Raw genomic sequence first — 15,239 nt, 5'->3', positions numbered from 1 at the left:
TATCCCCTTATAGATAAGAGTTTTTGATATAAAGGACAAGACTAATGAATGATCTTTAGTCTTTTGTCATAGAGGAAAAGCGTTATGGGCTGGATAATCTTAATCATTTTAATTGGGACACCATTGTTGGAACTGTCACTTTTGATTGATGTAGGAGGTCAACTTGGAGGGTTTAATACAGTGGCTCTCTGTATCATGACAGCCTTTGTTGGCCTCTCTCTTGTGCGTGCACAAGGGATGGGCGTTATGAAACGCATGCAAGACGCTATGGCCGCAGGTGAGCCATTTGGACACGAGTTAATTCATGGCTTTTTTCTTCTTTTTGCAGGCTTGCTACTAATGTTTCCGGGGTTTATTACAGATTCTCTTGGGGGACTATTACTAATCCCTTTCGTACGGTCCGCCATTGGGAAATTCGGAATTGCCCAAGTAATTATTGGCAAAAGAGGTACATTCAAAAATGAAGGGTCTCACACATATAGATATAATAACGAGGAGACGACCGTCATTGATATAGAAGGGGAAGAGGTCAAAGAAGCGACACCCGACTATCAAGTCATTTCAAGCAAGGATGGCAAGAATAACACAGATATCCCGTAAAGGGGGTAACCCTTGGAAATCAGCGCTTTTTAGGGTTGCACCAAGGGCTAAAGCATGCTAGCCAGTCTGCCGACTGAGCTAGAGCCATAGGGATTGAATTTATCCACTCTGGCAGGGGACTGCTTTCGAGAGGGACCCAAATTTATCCAATCTTGTAACACGGGTTTATAAGGTTGGGCTCAAAGATATTTCTGATCAGTATTTGATCAGGTGACGTAATTTTAGAGAGTGACTTAAAATGGCTGAAGAAAATAACCAAGGAAATGCACCAGTTGGTGGCGAAGAAAATACAGGCCCAACTGCAGGTATGATCACACAATACATTAAAGACTTGTCTTTTGAAAACCCAAATGCACCGCAAAGTTTACAGAATAATTCTGGTCAAAACCCAGCAATTGATGTGAACGTAAATGTTGGTGTTACACAAATTAATGACGAAGTGTATGAAGTAGAATTAAAAATATCTGCTTCATCAAAAGTTGAGAATGACACAGTCGCATTCGTTGTTGAGCTTGCTTATGGTGGCCTTTTCGGTCTTCGCGGCATTCCAGAAGATGCAACAAAAGCCTTCTTGCTTATCCAAGCACCGACAATGATGTTCCCATTTGCGCGTCAAATCATTGCAACAGCAACTCAAGATGGTGGTTATCCGCCTCTAATGCTTGACCCAATTAATTTTGAAGCTCTTTTCCGTCAGCAACAAGCCCAAGCCGAAGCACAGGCCGCTGATGCAAATGCTTCAGCACCAGCTGGCGATGCGGACGTAACTGTGAACTAATCAACGGATACATTCAGTTTTTGAGAAAGACTAGATCTCTAGGGGTCTGGTCTTTTGTTTGTCTTTAAGCGGCTTTTGCAAGAGATAACAAAAGGCGTGCGCATAAAGTTTCTGCAGGATTACCTGTTGTCTTACAGTCTAATTCAGCTTGCATAACAAGCTCTAGAGCGCGATTCAATTTTGGCAAAGACCACCGAGTCAACTGAGAAGTAAAGGCCGGCTTTTCCTTGAAAAACACAGGAGGCCTCAGTTTGCTTACAGCGTCACCAGCACCCATGCCCTGGTCCATATGGCCTCGTGCTAGATGAAGTCGCCCCAGACGACTTTGTACAACACGAAGGATGGCTATAGGACTTTCTCCTGCAATCCAAGCTCGCTGTATATATTTTTCCAAATTCTTCAAGTCCCCCGCTGTCACTGCTTCCGCAATCTGATTGAGACCAAGGGCTGCAGTATCTCCAACACAAGCTTCTGCTTCTTCAAGGCTGACTTCCGACTTATCCTGACCTTTATAAAGAATAAGCTTTTGAAGCTCTGATCGAGAGATCATTCGATCGCTTCCAAGATTGTCTATCAGATATGCCATCGCATCTTGATTTGCCCGTAATCCAGCTGAAACCAATACTTCATGAACAAGACCTGCAACATCTTGAGCACTGTCTTCATAACAAGCAATTGAGAGACCAATTTTACTGGCCTCTACGGCCTTTCTTAATGCAGATGTGGGTTTGAGATCCCCCGCAGTAATCACAAGCAACCCATCCCCTTGCTCACTCTCAAGAACAAGATTTACAGCTGCCTTTGCGTCGTTCCCAACACCTTCAAACCGAATTAATCTACGTCCGCCCATCATTGAGATTGCAGCAACTTCATCCAGCAGAAGAGAAGGGTTTTCTTTCACTTGTGCCATTGTGGGACGTGCCACCGAAAAAGGGTCAGATAGATCTTCAACTATCTGTTTACCTATTTTCTCTGCATATTCCCGGGCCAAGCCTTCATCTCGACCAAAAATCAGGACAACTCTAAACTGCGATGGTAATTTATTCACATATCCAGCAATGTCACGGGGGGAGGCTTTGACCATAAATCACTCACCTTGCTTGAAATGAAGGAGTAATTTAAGATGCAAGTCTTCAGCGATTTTCTCTGCCAGTCGTTCAATACTGTCTTCCCGACGCACCAGTGTGGCATAATCACTTTGAACCAATTGATAACTTGTTGACCTTGAAAGTTGTCCGGAAAGAATTTTTACTTTTTTTTCCAAACTGGAGAGATCAACAAGCGAGTAGTCGACAGTTAATGTCAACCGTTCCTGAGAGGCTGAGGCGTCTTGTCGAATACCAAACCCTAGCTTTTCGACGACAGGACTGATGTTTAATTGATAGAGAGGCGCCCTATTCTCACCCATTAAGTAAAGAAGTTTATTCCGCATCAATTGATGAGTTCGATCTTTCTTTGGCATAATTTCAATTGATGCTAAAGACTGATGAGCTCGCTGAGACTGTGCTGTTTCTTTATACAACGGCGCAAACCCACAGGCTGAAAGAGAGCCCATAAAGGCACAAGCAATAAGCAATCGACCGATCTTCAAGACACACTCCCTTACTGGTATTTTTAATTCGCTACAATATTAACAATTTTTCCAGGAACAACAATGACTTTGCGAATTGTTTTATCCTCAATAAATTTCTGTACCTTCACTGAGGCCATAGCAAGAGCTTCAACTTCATCCTTACCAGCGTCTTTGGGGACATCAATAACATCTCTTACTTTTCCATTCACCTGAACGGCTTGCTTGACAGAACTATCCACCGTAAGTGCTTCAATGGCTTGCGGCCATGGGGTTTCTGCTACCAAGGTCGTATGACCAAGAAATGCCCACATTTCTTCTGCTAAATGCGGCATCATTGGGCCCAGCAATAAAACAAGTGTTTCTAAGCTCTCTCGCTTAGCTTCTTCAGCGCCCGTTCCCGTAACTTTTCCGCCCAACTGATTAACAAAATCATAGAGACGGGCAACAGCCTTATTAAAGTGAAGGTTTTCAACACTATATGTCACATCTTTAATGGCTTTATGGGTGTTTTTTCTTAACTCTAAAGCGCTTTCAGAAAGACCTTCAGGCATAACGCTCGTCACGGCACACAACCCTTCAGTGGAGGTGATTAAGCGATTAACCCGCTGACTAAAACGCCAAGCCCCTTCAATTCCAGACTCTGACCAAAGAAGGTCACGTTCCGGAGGGCTGTCAGAAAGCATAAACCAACGGGCAGTATCCGCGCCGTATTGTTCGATAATATCATCGGGATCGACAACATTTTTCTTAGATTTAGACATTTTCTCGATGCGTCCTTCCGCGACATCAAGTCCAGTATCTGAGGCAAAAAGGCTACCATCCTCGCGGGTTCTTACAGATTCAGGAAAGACCCATTTATCATTACTGTCTTTATAGGTCATATGATTGACCATCCCTTGCGTAAAGAGCCCTTCAAAAGGTTCCTTCACATCGGTTAATCCAATATGATTTAGAGCACGCGTGAAAAATCGTGCGTATAAAAGATGCAAAATAGCGTGCTCAATCCCGCCGATATACTGGTTAACTGGCAACCAATCATTTGATGCTTCTTTTTCAAAAGGCTCCGCAGCATGCGGAGAGCAAAATCTCAAGAAATACCAGGAACTATCCACAAAGGTATCCATCGTATCTGTTTCGCGGCGCGCCGGCTTGCCGCACGAGGGGCACGCCGTATCTTTCCAGTTGGGATGGTGATCCAAAGGATTGCCCGGCTTATCAAAAGACACATCCGCTGGTAATTTAACAGGCAATTCAGATATTTTTACAGGCACAACACCACAGTCATCACAATGAACCATCGGGATAGGCGTTCCCCAATATCTCTGACGGGAAAGCCCCCAATCTCTTAGACGAAAATTGATATTTCTTTGCCCCCACCCTGCTTCTTCAGCGCGGTCAATTACAGCCTTTTTACCTTCTTCGATGGTTAATCCATCAAGAAAATCAGAATTCGCTAACTTTCCAGGCCCCGTGTAGGCTTCAGTTTCGACTGAAAACCCTTCACCTTCCTCACCTTGAGGCAAGACCACAGGTAAGACAGGGAGGTTATATTTAAGGGCAAAATCAAGGTCACGTTGATCATGTGCTGGACACGCAAAGACAGCGCCTGTCCCGTAATCCATCAAGACGAAATTTGCCACGTATACAGGCATCTCTTTTCCTGTGAAAGGATGTCGAACCTTTAAGCCTGTATCAAAACCTTTTTTCTCAGCTTTCTCTATAGCTTCTTCAGTAGTGCCCAATTGGCGACACTCTTCACAAAAAGCCTTCAAGTTCTCATTCTTTTCTGCCAGCTCATTGGCAATGGGATGGTCTGCTGAAATAGCACAGAAGCTGGCCCCAAATATAGTGTCAGGACGCGTGGTATACACTGTAATCCCTTCATCCCGGCCGACAACTTCAAACGTAAATTCTAACCCCTCAGAGCGACCGATCCAATTCTCTTGCATCAATCGTACTTTTTCTGGCCAACGATCAAGTGTTTGGAGCGCCTCAAGCAATTCATCGGCAAAATCTGTAATTTTGAAAAACCACTGGGATAACTTGCGTCGCTCAACAGGGGCGCCTGATCGCCAACCACATCCGTCAATGACCTGCTCATTCGCAAGGACCGTATGATCAACAGGATCCCAGTTTACCCAGCTTTCTTTTCTGTACAAAAGACCCGCTTCATAAAATTTAATAAATAATTCTTGCTCTTTACCATAATAGTCTGCGTCGCATGTGGCAAATTCACGGTCCCAATCGATTGAAAGACCAACCTGCTTCAACTGAGCCCTCATATTATCAATATTATCATATGTCCAATCTGCCGGATGTCCCCCATGTTCCATTGCAGCATTCTCTGCAGGCATGCCAAAAGCATCCCATCCCATTGGATGCAAAACTTCAAACCCTTGGGCTTTTCTATAGCGGGCCACTACATCGCCGAGTGTATAATTCCTGACATGTCCCATATGAATACGACCACTAGGGTAAGGAAACATTTCTAGGACATAATATTTTGGCTTTTCAGACGAAGTGTCTGTTTTAAAGCACTGGTTTTTCTCCCAGATTTTTTGCCATTTTGATTCAGTTTTTTTTGCGTTATAGCGAGACATAATATTGGTCCGAACTTTATTAATTCTATACTCTTAAATGCGAAACGGAGCGAAAAACCGCCCCGTTCTCTCTCTCAATTCATGAGATGGGCTTTAGTTATTAATCCCTTGCTTGAGATTACGTGCAGCGAGGAGAATAGCATCTTGAATTCTTAACTCAGTGCCAGCCGCTACATCCTGATTAACCCAAGAGCCATCCATATTCTTCTGACGGACGACAATAACTTTCAACCCATCAGACCGCAATTGCTCTGTCAGGAAGCGTACTGTCACCTTGATACGCTCATCTTTCGAGTTAGGGTCTGTATGCCATTCTGTCACAATAAAACCCGCGCTAGGATCACTACTGCTTACAGACATAAAGTCTAATGTATCAAGAGTCGCTTGCCATAAATAACCATTTACACCCAGCGCCGTTGTTTTTGGTTCAATATTTTTGCCGCCTTTATCGCCACCAAAAATACTACACGCACCCAATGTTAAGCCGACAGCGACGATCATTGCTGTTTTGATCAGATTTTTCATCCCAAACCCCTACAGGCTCCATAGAGCCATTCACATAAAAACACAAACTCACCAAGCCCTTTACGAGAGACTCGAGTCTTTTTCTGAAATTGTTATAACGCCCTCTTTAGCATCTGACTATAGGAAATAATGATCAAACATGGCTTAAAAGAGACAATTTTCTATTCTTTCCCCTTCAATTAACACTTTAGTCGTAATTCTTCCTAATATATTCGTGTCATTATGGTCACATCTGATTAAAATTTGAGTCTATCTCTTGCTGTTAGGGATTTTGTAATACTATTATACTAGGAAGGCACTATAGACATAAAAAAGTCTAACTTAGCCGCATGATCGTAGAAGGTAACGTCGTATACAATTTAATGGCAAAACCAACAGCAGGGACAAATGGGAACAGAAAAGCAAACACAAAACAGAAAAGACGGCGGTTTACTCAAACCTGTCGGTTTTGCTGTTTTTGCGGCTCTTGCCTTCACAACCCCGACTTTTGCTGACACTGACGATAAAAAGCCCGCTATTAAAAAGGTAGATGAAAAATCTGACAATGCAGAAACTTCTCAAGATTCTGCAAAGGATCTTTTAAACCGACTAAATCTTATTATTGTTCGTGATAAAGTTTTGCCCTCAAAAGGCTATGCACTACCATCCCCTGATGAAAAAGCTGCCTATGGCGAACCTGGTTTAAGTTTACGGGTTAAAGGTCAAAAAGTTGGGAAAAACTTCGTATATCTGAAAGATCATTCAGAAACCGATAATGGTCTTTTCTCTTATGGCAACTCATTAGGGTTTAACAGCAGTCGACTGGGTCTTATTTTTTCTCCTAAAGATAAAGAAAAGCCGTTTGGCACTGGCTTTGAAGTCGCTTTGCAGGGAAGTATGCATTTAACTGTGAATAATACGCTCGGCCTTTCTGATCTTTATAAAGATAGAGAATATTCTTTAGGATTAAGCTTGGGCTACAGCGGTTTTAATGTTGATGCTTCTGTTCTTGAGCAAACAAGCGAGATAGAACAGGCCTATACAGGCTTTGGCGTAGGTGTGTCTTATAGCGGAAGTAAACTCTGGGCACGGCTTGGCTATAAAGACATGAAAGCCGACGGCTATACAGTTCCTTCTTACATCTATGATGCTGTCAATACTCAGGTAGCTGATAAAAATTCACTAGAATTGCAAGCGGCATACCGACTAAAATCAAACTGGCGTCTTACTGGAGGGGTCAGATATTCAATTTATGGACAACCTCTCTATAATCTCAGCGCTCAACCGCTAGAAGCATCTCAATCTTTCTTCATCGGAACCCGCTGGTCTTTCTAAAGAAGGTTGAAACGGTTTTTTGATTTATAGAAGACTGCGCCTAAGCAAGGCTATCAATTTCGTCATCTGTTAAATTCCCAGGAATAATAATCAAAGGGCACTTAAGGTCAGCGACTAAGGGGCCTGAGAAGTAATCAACCAACGGGCCTGGGTTGCCATCAGGATTAGAGGCGAGAACCAAGCCAAACAAATCTTCGGTTTTCTCAATGAATGTCCTAAGAGCCTCCTTAGGATCTCCTTCAACAATGACATATTCAGGATGCGCACCGCAGTAATCTTCAACCCGATCCGCAACATCATTCATCATCTCAACAGCTTCTTCATAGGCTTCTTCCCGCATGCGGTCTGCAACAGCGACCCAATGTTGAAATTCTCCTGGTTGGATGGCATGAAATAATGTTAATCGTCCCCCTTCAACATGAACAGCCCGAGCAGCAGCAAAGCGAAGAGCGGCTCTAGACTCGTCAGAGCCATCCACGACAACAATAAAGGTTCTTGACCGAGCCGATATAGGCCGGACACTCTTATCTGATTGATCTTTTAATTTCATTTCTACCATTGGAATAGCCTGACACGGGGAAAGCTATTTGACAAGCAGGAAATTTCCCGCTTGCCATTGCTAGGTGATTGTCACTTTCCAAGAAAATGTGCTTCTTCCTTGTTACTTTAGTAATACATTAGTGATTTCTTTCAATTGCGTTCTCGCTCTCAAAAGATAAAACCCCTGAATTGAAAGGTGATTTTGAACGATACCGGAAGGACTACCGTTTGTTACAACAAGAGGGTCTAAATTTGCGGCATTGCGCATAGAGATCAACAGTTGACGATAAAGACTTTCCAATTCTCGATCCTTCAAAACTTTACTAAAGTCGTCTTGAAGGGCTGTTAAAATCATTGCATAGGCATACACTTGCCCTTTGATTTGATAAAATTCATTATCAACACCAAAGTCAGGTAAAAAACCACCCGCATTTTCTTCAATATATTGATCTTGAGCCGCTGAAGACGCCCCTAGGTCACTGGCAATTCGTTCTAATGTTGCCAATAAATTATCACTACGGCGTTCAAAAACAGCATCGCCATTTGCTACCCGAGCATTATAGGATTGCAATTGCCTTAAACCTTCTTTGTAGAAACTATCGGAAGCGGTTCGCGGTAAAAACTTCCCCCCTCCAAGAACCCACTCGTTGGGATCTTTTGATAAATTTCCTGCCGCTAAGTCCAAATCTTTATCAGCGGCACTAGAACTTCTAACTCGCCCAATTTGATCCCGTAGTTCGAAAGAAAAGCGCGAAATTGCGGCAATCATACCGCGCTGATAATTAGGTGTATTGTCTAAATAAAAAGCGGGGAAGAAAAATGGATCATTGGCAGTCCAGTTGTTTTTTTCAACTTCTCGATCAACCAGATGAATTATGGTGTCTACAGCAAAGGAACCGCCTGCCGTTTTTTCAATGACAGGACTTAAATCATCATCTATCCGATTAGCAATAGGCATGCCCAAAAGGATATAAACTACAAATACTAAGGGAAGGCCTACCAAGATTTTACGCCATGTATCTCCTGTAGTACTGGATACTAGCCCCTTGATATAAAGCCATAACTTTACAAACAATGATCCAATCCATCGCATCATTGCTCTCAATTTTTCTTTAATGAACAGCCAGATTTCACCAGCCATAACGTCCTCCTGTCGAGATTATTTTTATTCTTATATATTAGCTAATATCGTCATTCATTCTGAAAATTCAAGAGGGCTATAGTAAGGGCACCCTCAGTCATTGAAGGTTCATGTAACATAAGGTAAGATGGCAAGAGGGAGTTTTTTCAATGAATAGTACCACCGCAGTCCCCTTTTTTGCTCTTTTAGGCCTCTCTTTTGTCCCTAGTTCCCAGACTTCAGGGCTGGGACAATCTAACCTACTCATCAGTGATATTGAGTGCGTCGATGTCCGTCAATTAAAGTCATATACACCACTGTCTGACAAGATTGTTCGTCTCACAACTGCAAAAGAGGTCTATCTGATGACTCTCTCTTCTAGTTGTTTTAACCTCTCTTATTATAGCTATATGAGCTATACACCGATCAATGGTCATTTGTGCAGAGACAAAAGTGAGATCCGAACTCGAAGCGGGCATAGCTGTACAGTCAAATCGTTTGAAATTAAAAAAGACACGCCGTAAGCGGTTCTTTACTTGCAGTGCGCGTTTGTATTCTTTAAAGGAAGGGCATGAATTCAGCCTTTATTTATAAAATATTGCTCATCCCTGAATATGAAGAAGCCTTACACCACGGGAGGCTCATCGGGGCTCCCATTGATATTGAGGATGGATATATTCACTTCTCCACTCACGAGCAAACTCAAGAAACTCTTCAAAAACACTTTAAATCAAGGGGAGATGTGGTCATCCTTAAAGTTTCTGTATCTGCCTTAAAGGATGAGTTTTTGCGGTTTGAAAAATCTAGAAATGATGCATTATTTCCACATTATTATACCATAATGGCAATGGATGCTGTCGTCTCCACTTGGAGTGTACCTATGCAGGCGGATGGCTCACATCACATTGATAACATTGATGAGTTTACTAAAAAAGGACCAGAGGATGATTGATCTTTTCCCCCTCCTAAAACCCTTGATTTTTATGCGGGATGCCGAAGCCGCACATATGATGACTATTAGGTTATTAAAGGCAGGCCTAAGCCCTGTCTTTTTCAAAGGATCTGATGACCCTATTTTAAAAACAACTGTGTTTGGTCTGTCTTTTGAAAACCCAGTAGGTCTCGCCGCTGGTTTTGATAAAAACGCCGAAGTCATGCAGCCCATCCTGAACGCTGGTTTTGGATTTACGGAAGCTGGAACTGTGACGCCCTTTCCTCAAGAAGGCAACCCTCTACCGCGACTATTTCGTCTAAAAAAAGATGAGGCTGTGATTAATAGATTCGGCTTTAATAATGAAGGACTAAGCTACTATATTGATCAATTTGAAGCCTTTAATAAGAAAAAAAGAGGGGGGATAGTTGGGGCGAATATTGGAGCAAATAAAGAGGCAGAAGATCGCACCGCTGACTATGTTACTTGTTTAGAAAGACTATACGGCCTTTCCGATTATTTCACAGTGAATATTTCCAGCCCAAATACCCCAGGCCTGCGCGCCCTGCAATCTAAAGAAGCCTTAGAAGATTTGGTGAATCGTCTCATCATCGCAAGAAAACAGGCCATGTCTGGCAAGAAGGGATACATTCCTATTTTAGTTAAAATTGCGCCGGATCTTTTGCAACAAGATAAAGAAGATATTGCTGACATTGCTCTCAACTCTGATATTGATGGCCTTATTATCTCAAACACAACAATTGAACGTTTTGAGACACTAAGATCACAGGACAAAGAGGAGATTGGTGGTCTCTCAGGCAAACCTGTTTTTGAAAAATCAACCCAAGCCCTTTATGATCTTTATAAACTTACAGAAGGAAAAGTCCCTTTGATTGGTGTTGGTGGGATATCCAGCGGCGCAGATGCTTATGAAAAAATCAAAGCCGGAGCTTCTTTAGTTCAACTTTACAGCATGCTTGTTTATAAAGGCCCTGGCCTTGTAACTCAGATTAAACGTGATTTGACAAAGCTACTTAAAAAGGATGGCTATACTGCTGTGAGTGAAGCTGTTGGCGCCGCTCATCGATAAAAGATTAGGCTATGAGATCTATTCCTTGCTGGAACGGCACGGTTTCAGCTTCTGATCCAAGGTTGTTTGTGAACGCCTGAGATTCGCTTTCTTGGGTAGACTGTAATCTTTCTAATTGAGAAGGTCTTTGCTCCAAAGCTTCTTCTTTTTCTACCTTCTCTTCAGATCGCTTCTCTTTAAGGGCGGCCTCAGCCTGCCTCAATTTAGCTGCAGCCTCGGCCGCCACGGCACGATCTGCTCCAGAAGGACTTGCTGGAGCTAGGGCCGCAGATTGAATGATACGCATTTTTTCAATGGTGGCTTCTGGATTATCTGGAACTGAGCTTGTATCGATGCTTACTTTTCCTGAAATGGCATAGCGTTGATCATCTGGACCCCGCGTATATTCATATTCGATCGCGCCTGTATAGCCACCGCCACTTGCCGCATGCGCCTGTTCATGGCGCCTCACTTCAGCATCTCTCGCTTTTAAATCCGCAACAATTTGTTTTTCCTCATCTGTTAACTCATTCGTCAAAGAAGACTTTTCCGAAGAGGTTGGTTCTGTTGCTTTAAAAGAAAGGTCCGACGATGAAGAAGATGTACGAGCCTCTGAAACTTGTAAAACCACGGCACTCGCACCGCCCAAATTTGCCCCTAGAGGACCATTTGACGAAGAGGTCTTTGAGGTTGAATTTTCCTCTGCCAAATAGCCCTTTTCACGGATGGGGGGGGATTGTTCTCGTGACTTTTCTTGGTTTTGAGCATCTACCTGAGGCGACTTTTTTTGTTCAACGGGTTTATTTGTAAGTGCCGCTGGCACAATTGGGCGTGTCAATTTTGGATCAGGACTGGCTGACGTGGGTAATATGCTTGCAAGAGTTGTCATCCTCACACTGTAGCATAGTTATACGTAGAGACCAAAATAAGGGTTTTCATAAGTTGAAATAAGTAATTATTTCTGATCCATGCAGACACCCTTTCCGTATAGAAACTATCAAGCTTTATTTTAATATCAGGATTTATGATGTTTTCTGGCGTGACTTTGGCTGAAAAGAATGGCACTTTGGAGAGAGAGGATCTCACCGAATTACACTTTAATTCGTCAAAAGAAGATCACAAAACGCGTAAGATGCATTTAATAGCATCGCATAAAAAGCCGAAAGGCACCCCTGCTGTGGATGAAGCAAGACGAAGAAAAAGCAGTAATCGCTTTAATCTTTTGATTGAGAATGTTGCTCGAAAGCACTGTAAAGTAGCTTTTGCTGAGCTTTACGAGCATTTTGCTCCAAGAGTGAAATCATTCGCGATCAAAGGAGGTGTGGGTGAAGATGTTGCCGAAGAAGTTGCTCAGGAGACCATGGTTATGGTCTGGAGAAAAGCAGCTTTATTCGATGGATCTAAAGCCGCAGCTTCGACATGGATATTTACGATTGCTAGAAATAAACGCATTGACCATCAACGCCGCACAAACAAACCAAGTTTGAGCGAATTTGATTTTATTCACCTTGAGAATGAGATGAAAGATCAAGGAGATGAATATGAAATTGGACAGGACACAAAAAGTGTTAGAAGCCAAATGGAAAAGCTACCCGATGATCAAAAAGCGGTGATTATTAAAGCGTTTATGGAAGAAAAGTCTCATTCAGTGGTGGCCGAAGAAATGGGCTTGCCGCTTGGAACAGTAAAATCAAGAATTAGAATTGCCCTCAAAAAATTACGAGGACAATTAGATGAGTAAAATAGAGTATAGGTATGACAATGGCAGATCATGATATTCAACATGGACTAATGGTAGATTATGTAAGCGGCAGCTTGCCCCAACCTTTAGCCCTGCTCGTGGCAAGCCACGTTTCCTTGAATAACGACGCAAAAAAGAGCTATCAAATTCTATCCGAGGTGGGTGGAAATCTACTTGAAGATACGGACGGTGTAAGTATGAATTCTTCCCTAGGCGACTTTTTAGACACGTTGGATTCTATTCCGCAAGACGCGCCTAAGTCTGTGAAGAACACCATTACTGCAGCTCCTTCGCTTGCCAGTGAGCCAATCCTACCCGCTCCTCTTCAAAATCACATTCAATTAGATATGGAAGAAATCTCTTGGAAAGCGAGAGGTGCTGGCGTTAAAGAATTTACTTTACCTATTTCTGAAAAAGGATTGAAAGCTTCGCTCTTGAAAGTAGAACCTGGCAGTAAAATTCCCGATCATACTCATGAAGGTCATGAATATACTCTTATTTTAGATGGTGTTTTCATTGATGGGACTCACCATTATGAGCGCGGAGAATTTGTCTGTAACGATCAAAATGATACCCACAGCCCTGAAGCCTGCCCTGACAATGGTTGCATCTGCTTTGTGGTGCAAGACGCCCCCCTTAAATTTAAAGGCTTGCTTGGGTTTCTTATAAACCCCTTTCTAAAAATGTAAATTCTCAAACCCGTCTCTTAAGGTGGGTTTTTCTTTCACAAATCCCATCAAAAGAGTGAGACGACCCTATGGTTTTTCTTTTGGTTGATGCTCTCGTCCTTCTTTGCCTCTTTTAGGCCGGAAATAGCCTCGTTTCCCCCTGAACTCATTTATTCGCGCTTCTGTAATAGCGCTTGCCAGGGCTTGTCGTTCATCCCAAGACAAATTCTCAAGCAAATATAAAAACCCTTGATGAGAAAGAATATCTATCTCAACTTTCATTGCTCTTTCTTTTTCAAAAGCTATTTTCAATGCATTAACATCTAATATTTCTGCTTCAATTAGATTTAAAACCTCATGGCGGGACCGAATATGCCCTTGAATGAGCGCATTGATACTTTTTTTATTTTCTTTTAAAAAAGGTCTGAATACTTTTCTTTTCTCAGCAGGAAGAAAACTCGCGAGGCGACGCATAGAAAAGTCTACTTTATGAAGGTTCTTCTTCTTAGACTTAAACTGCCCTTCCCTCTTTGGCTCTGTTAAAGATTCTCCGACGAAAAGGCCTGCCATGAATAAATTAATTGAGAGAGAGAGACCCAGTAGCACAAGGATCCAAGTGGCTGATTTTTTCATTAGTCTTCCCCGCCTTCATCAATGAGTTCTGTTAAATAGGAATCGGAAAAAAGATCTGATGATAAGTCATAGCTCTCATCCATTTCCACCGACACATCTGTTAAAGGCTGTATACCTAAATACAGTCCAATAACAAGCGCTGCAGACATCGACCCCACCTGTGTCCATATTGCTTTATTCGTCAAGGATGCCGCTGCGTCTTCAAATAGACTAGACAGTTTTCTAAACACTGTCCCCTTACTCTTCGGAAAAGTCTGTTGAGGTGACTCACTCAATGAGTAAAGAGCTGCTCTTTGAGTATCGTCTATGTCGACCGTGTTGATCTCTAGCTTTAACTCACTCAAGACAGTCTCTAAAGAGCGCACCTCTTCTATAAGGGCTTGGCCCTCTTTTGTTTGCGCAAACAAGATAAACCTTTGTTGATCTTCTTCTGGCCAAAGGACCAAATTAGAGCCTAGCAAATCTAATTTTTGCGTAAATTCTGTTTCCTTTGTCATCCTCTAAGCCCTTTCTTTCACGGGACGTTGCTCCATACGAGAGCTTAGCTTCTCTCTTAATAATTTCCGGGACCTCACCAATAACGATTCAACAGCCTTCACACTAATTTCCATCACCTGAGCCACTTCAGCATTCGAAAGGTCCTCAAAATAAGTTAAGGTCATGACAGTTTTTTGTCGATCCGGCATACTTTCTAGGGTCTGCTTAATCAAGACCTGCTGATCTTTGGTCATAAGACCCTCTTCAGCAGAAGGCTTTTGTTCAATTTGATCAAAATCATCTGGCAATTGTAGAGGTTTCTTCTTCTTTATCTCGTCTAATGTCTGGTTTGTAACCACTCTGTAAAACCATGTTGAAAATTTGGCCTTCTCAGGATCATAGCGATCAGGATATTGCCAGATCTTCATAAAGACCTGTTGAGCAATATCGTCTGCTAGCGCTCTATTGCCTGTCATTCTTAAGGCAATCGCCACTGCTTTTTGACCATACTGATCCACCAGCATGCGAAAGGCAGACTCACATCCATTCTGAACCGATATGATCAACTGGTCCGCTGACATTATTAAACCTTTCACTTATGACGTCCTCGTCACTCCCTTTACGATTGATTTGGTCGAATCCCTGCATGATTTTAAAAAGAAAATGATTG

The 15,239-nt window shown here is 42.5% G+C and carries 18 protein-coding genes; 8 read left to right on the top strand and 10 right to left on the bottom strand.

Annotated elements, in window-relative coordinates:
* The first annotated feature begins 84 nt into the window (after window positions 1-84).
* Together QGN29_RS04840 and secB are read left to right on the top strand one after the other, a co-directional pair.
* Window positions 85-600: an FxsA family protein gene (locus QGN29_RS04840; protein ID WP_310799554.1), complete on the top strand. Its 516-nt coding sequence runs from the start codon at window positions 85-87 to the stop codon at window positions 598-600.
* Window positions 601-838: 238 nt separating this feature from the next.
* Complete coding sequence (gene secB / locus QGN29_RS04835) at window positions 839-1,378, top strand: protein-export chaperone SecB (RefSeq protein WP_310799553.1); 540 nt, start codon at window positions 839-841, stop codon at window positions 1,376-1,378.
* A gap of 64 nt (window positions 1,379-1,442) precedes the next feature.
* On the opposite strand, the gene holA is transcribed toward secB, so the two are convergent.
* The 4 genes from holA to QGN29_RS04815 all read right to left on the bottom strand — a co-directional run bounded on the left by holA (window position 1,443) and on the right by QGN29_RS04815 (window position 6,076).
* Window positions 1,443-2,462, bottom strand: a complete 1,020-nt coding sequence (holA, locus tag QGN29_RS04830) for a DNA polymerase III subunit delta (RefSeq protein ID WP_310799552.1) — start codon at window positions 2,460-2,462, stop codon at window positions 1,443-1,445.
* A 3-nt stretch (window positions 2,463-2,465) separates the two neighbouring features.
* A complete protein-coding gene (gene lptE / locus QGN29_RS04825) occupies window positions 2,466-2,969 on the bottom strand; it encodes an LPS assembly lipoprotein LptE (protein WP_310799551.1) in 504 nt (167 codons plus the stop codon).
* A 23-nt stretch (window positions 2,970-2,992) separates the two neighbouring features.
* Entirely contained in the window at window positions 2,993-5,551 is a 2,559-nt protein-coding gene (leuS, locus tag QGN29_RS04820; RefSeq protein WP_310799550.1) for a leucine--tRNA ligase, read from the bottom strand.
* A gap of 93 nt (window positions 5,552-5,644) precedes the next feature.
* Window positions 5,645-6,076 (bottom strand): DUF3576 domain-containing protein, encoded by a 432-nt coding sequence (locus tag QGN29_RS04815; RefSeq protein ID WP_310799549.1) that lies wholly within the window; start codon window positions 6,074-6,076, stop codon window positions 5,645-5,647.
* Window positions 6,077-6,463: 387 nt separating this feature from the next.
* Here QGN29_RS04815 and QGN29_RS04810 point away from each other — a divergent pair, with 387 nt between their 5' ends.
* The gene (locus QGN29_RS04810) at window positions 6,464-7,390 is read left to right on the top strand and encodes a type IX secretion system membrane protein PorP/SprF (RefSeq protein ID WP_310799548.1); all 927 of its coding nucleotides are present in this window, start codon (window positions 6,464-6,466) and stop codon (window positions 7,388-7,390) included.
* A 40-nt stretch (window positions 7,391-7,430) separates the two neighbouring features.
* Here the strand turns inward: QGN29_RS04810 and QGN29_RS04805 are convergent, their stop codons facing one another.
* Window positions 7,431-7,949: a universal stress protein gene (locus tag QGN29_RS04805; protein ID WP_310799547.1), complete on the bottom strand. Its 519-nt coding sequence runs from the start codon at window positions 7,947-7,949 to the stop codon at window positions 7,431-7,433.
* Window positions 7,950-8,051: 102 nt separating this feature from the next.
* A complete protein-coding gene (locus QGN29_RS04800; RefSeq protein ID WP_310799546.1) occupies window positions 8,052-9,071 on the bottom strand; it encodes a DUF2333 family protein in 1,020 nt (339 codons plus the stop codon).
* A gap of 149 nt (window positions 9,072-9,220) precedes the next feature.
* Here QGN29_RS04800 and QGN29_RS04795 point away from each other — a divergent pair, with 149 nt between their 5' ends.
* Genes QGN29_RS04795 through QGN29_RS04785 form a run of 3 tightly spaced genes read left to right on the top strand, consistent with a single transcriptional unit; the run spans window position 9,221 to window position 11,071 of the window.
* Window positions 9,221-9,574, top strand: coding sequence for a DUF6491 family protein (locus QGN29_RS04795; protein WP_310799545.1), 354 nt, complete (start codon window positions 9,221-9,223; stop codon window positions 9,572-9,574).
* A gap of 47 nt (window positions 9,575-9,621) precedes the next feature.
* Window positions 9,622-10,002, top strand: coding sequence for a DUF952 domain-containing protein (locus QGN29_RS04790; RefSeq protein WP_310799544.1), 381 nt, complete (start codon window positions 9,622-9,624; stop codon window positions 10,000-10,002).
* Window positions 9,995-11,071 carry a quinone-dependent dihydroorotate dehydrogenase gene (locus QGN29_RS04785; protein ID WP_310799543.1) on the top strand — a complete coding sequence of 359 codons (1,077 nt, stop codon included), beginning with the start codon at window positions 9,995-9,997 and terminating at the stop codon, window positions 11,069-11,071. The genes QGN29_RS04790 and QGN29_RS04785 overlap by 8 nt, the downstream gene beginning before the upstream one ends.
* Window positions 11,072-11,075: 4 nt before the next feature.
* Here the strand turns inward: QGN29_RS04785 and QGN29_RS04780 are convergent, their stop codons facing one another.
* Window positions 11,076-11,939, bottom strand: coding sequence for a putative metalloprotease CJM1_0395 family protein (locus tag QGN29_RS04780; protein WP_310799542.1), 864 nt, complete (start codon window positions 11,937-11,939; stop codon window positions 11,076-11,078).
* A 138-nt stretch (window positions 11,940-12,077) separates the two neighbouring features.
* Here QGN29_RS04780 and QGN29_RS04775 point away from each other — a divergent pair, with 138 nt between their 5' ends.
* The gene (locus QGN29_RS04775) at window positions 12,078-12,791 is read left to right on the top strand and encodes a sigma-70 family RNA polymerase sigma factor (RefSeq protein ID WP_310799541.1); all 714 of its coding nucleotides are present in this window, start codon (window positions 12,078-12,080) and stop codon (window positions 12,789-12,791) included.
* A gap of 14 nt (window positions 12,792-12,805) precedes the next feature.
* Window positions 12,806-13,480 carry a ChrR family anti-sigma-E factor gene (locus QGN29_RS04770; RefSeq protein WP_310799540.1) on the top strand — a complete coding sequence of 225 codons (675 nt, stop codon included), beginning with the start codon at window positions 12,806-12,808 and terminating at the stop codon, window positions 13,478-13,480.
* 66 nt (window positions 13,481-13,546) lie between these two features.
* On the opposite strand, the gene QGN29_RS04765 is transcribed toward QGN29_RS04770, so the two are convergent.
* The 3 genes from QGN29_RS04765 to QGN29_RS04755 are packed head-to-tail and all read right to left on the bottom strand — an operon-like array spanning window position 13,547 to window position 15,165.
* A complete protein-coding gene (locus QGN29_RS04765) occupies window positions 13,547-14,092 on the bottom strand; it encodes a periplasmic heavy metal sensor (RefSeq protein ID WP_310799539.1) in 546 nt (181 codons plus the stop codon).
* Entirely contained in the window at window positions 14,092-14,589 is a 498-nt protein-coding gene (locus QGN29_RS04760; RefSeq protein WP_310799538.1) for a hypothetical protein, read from the bottom strand. Before QGN29_RS04760 ends, QGN29_RS04765 begins: the two co-directional genes overlap by 1 nt.
* A gap of 3 nt (window positions 14,590-14,592) precedes the next feature.
* Window positions 14,593-15,165: a sigma-70 family RNA polymerase sigma factor gene (locus QGN29_RS04755; RefSeq protein WP_310799537.1), complete on the bottom strand. Its 573-nt coding sequence runs from the start codon at window positions 15,163-15,165 to the stop codon at window positions 14,593-14,595.
* Between the last annotated feature and the right edge of the window lie 74 nt (window positions 15,166-15,239).

The sequence above is a fragment of the Temperatibacter marinus genome (assembly GCF_031598375.1).
Classification (GTDB): Bacteria; Pseudomonadota; Alphaproteobacteria; order Sphingomonadales; family Kordiimonadaceae; genus Temperatibacter; species Temperatibacter marinus.
The sequence above is the reverse complement of the archived record's forward strand: the minus strand, read 5'-3'. Positions and strand labels throughout refer to the sequence as shown.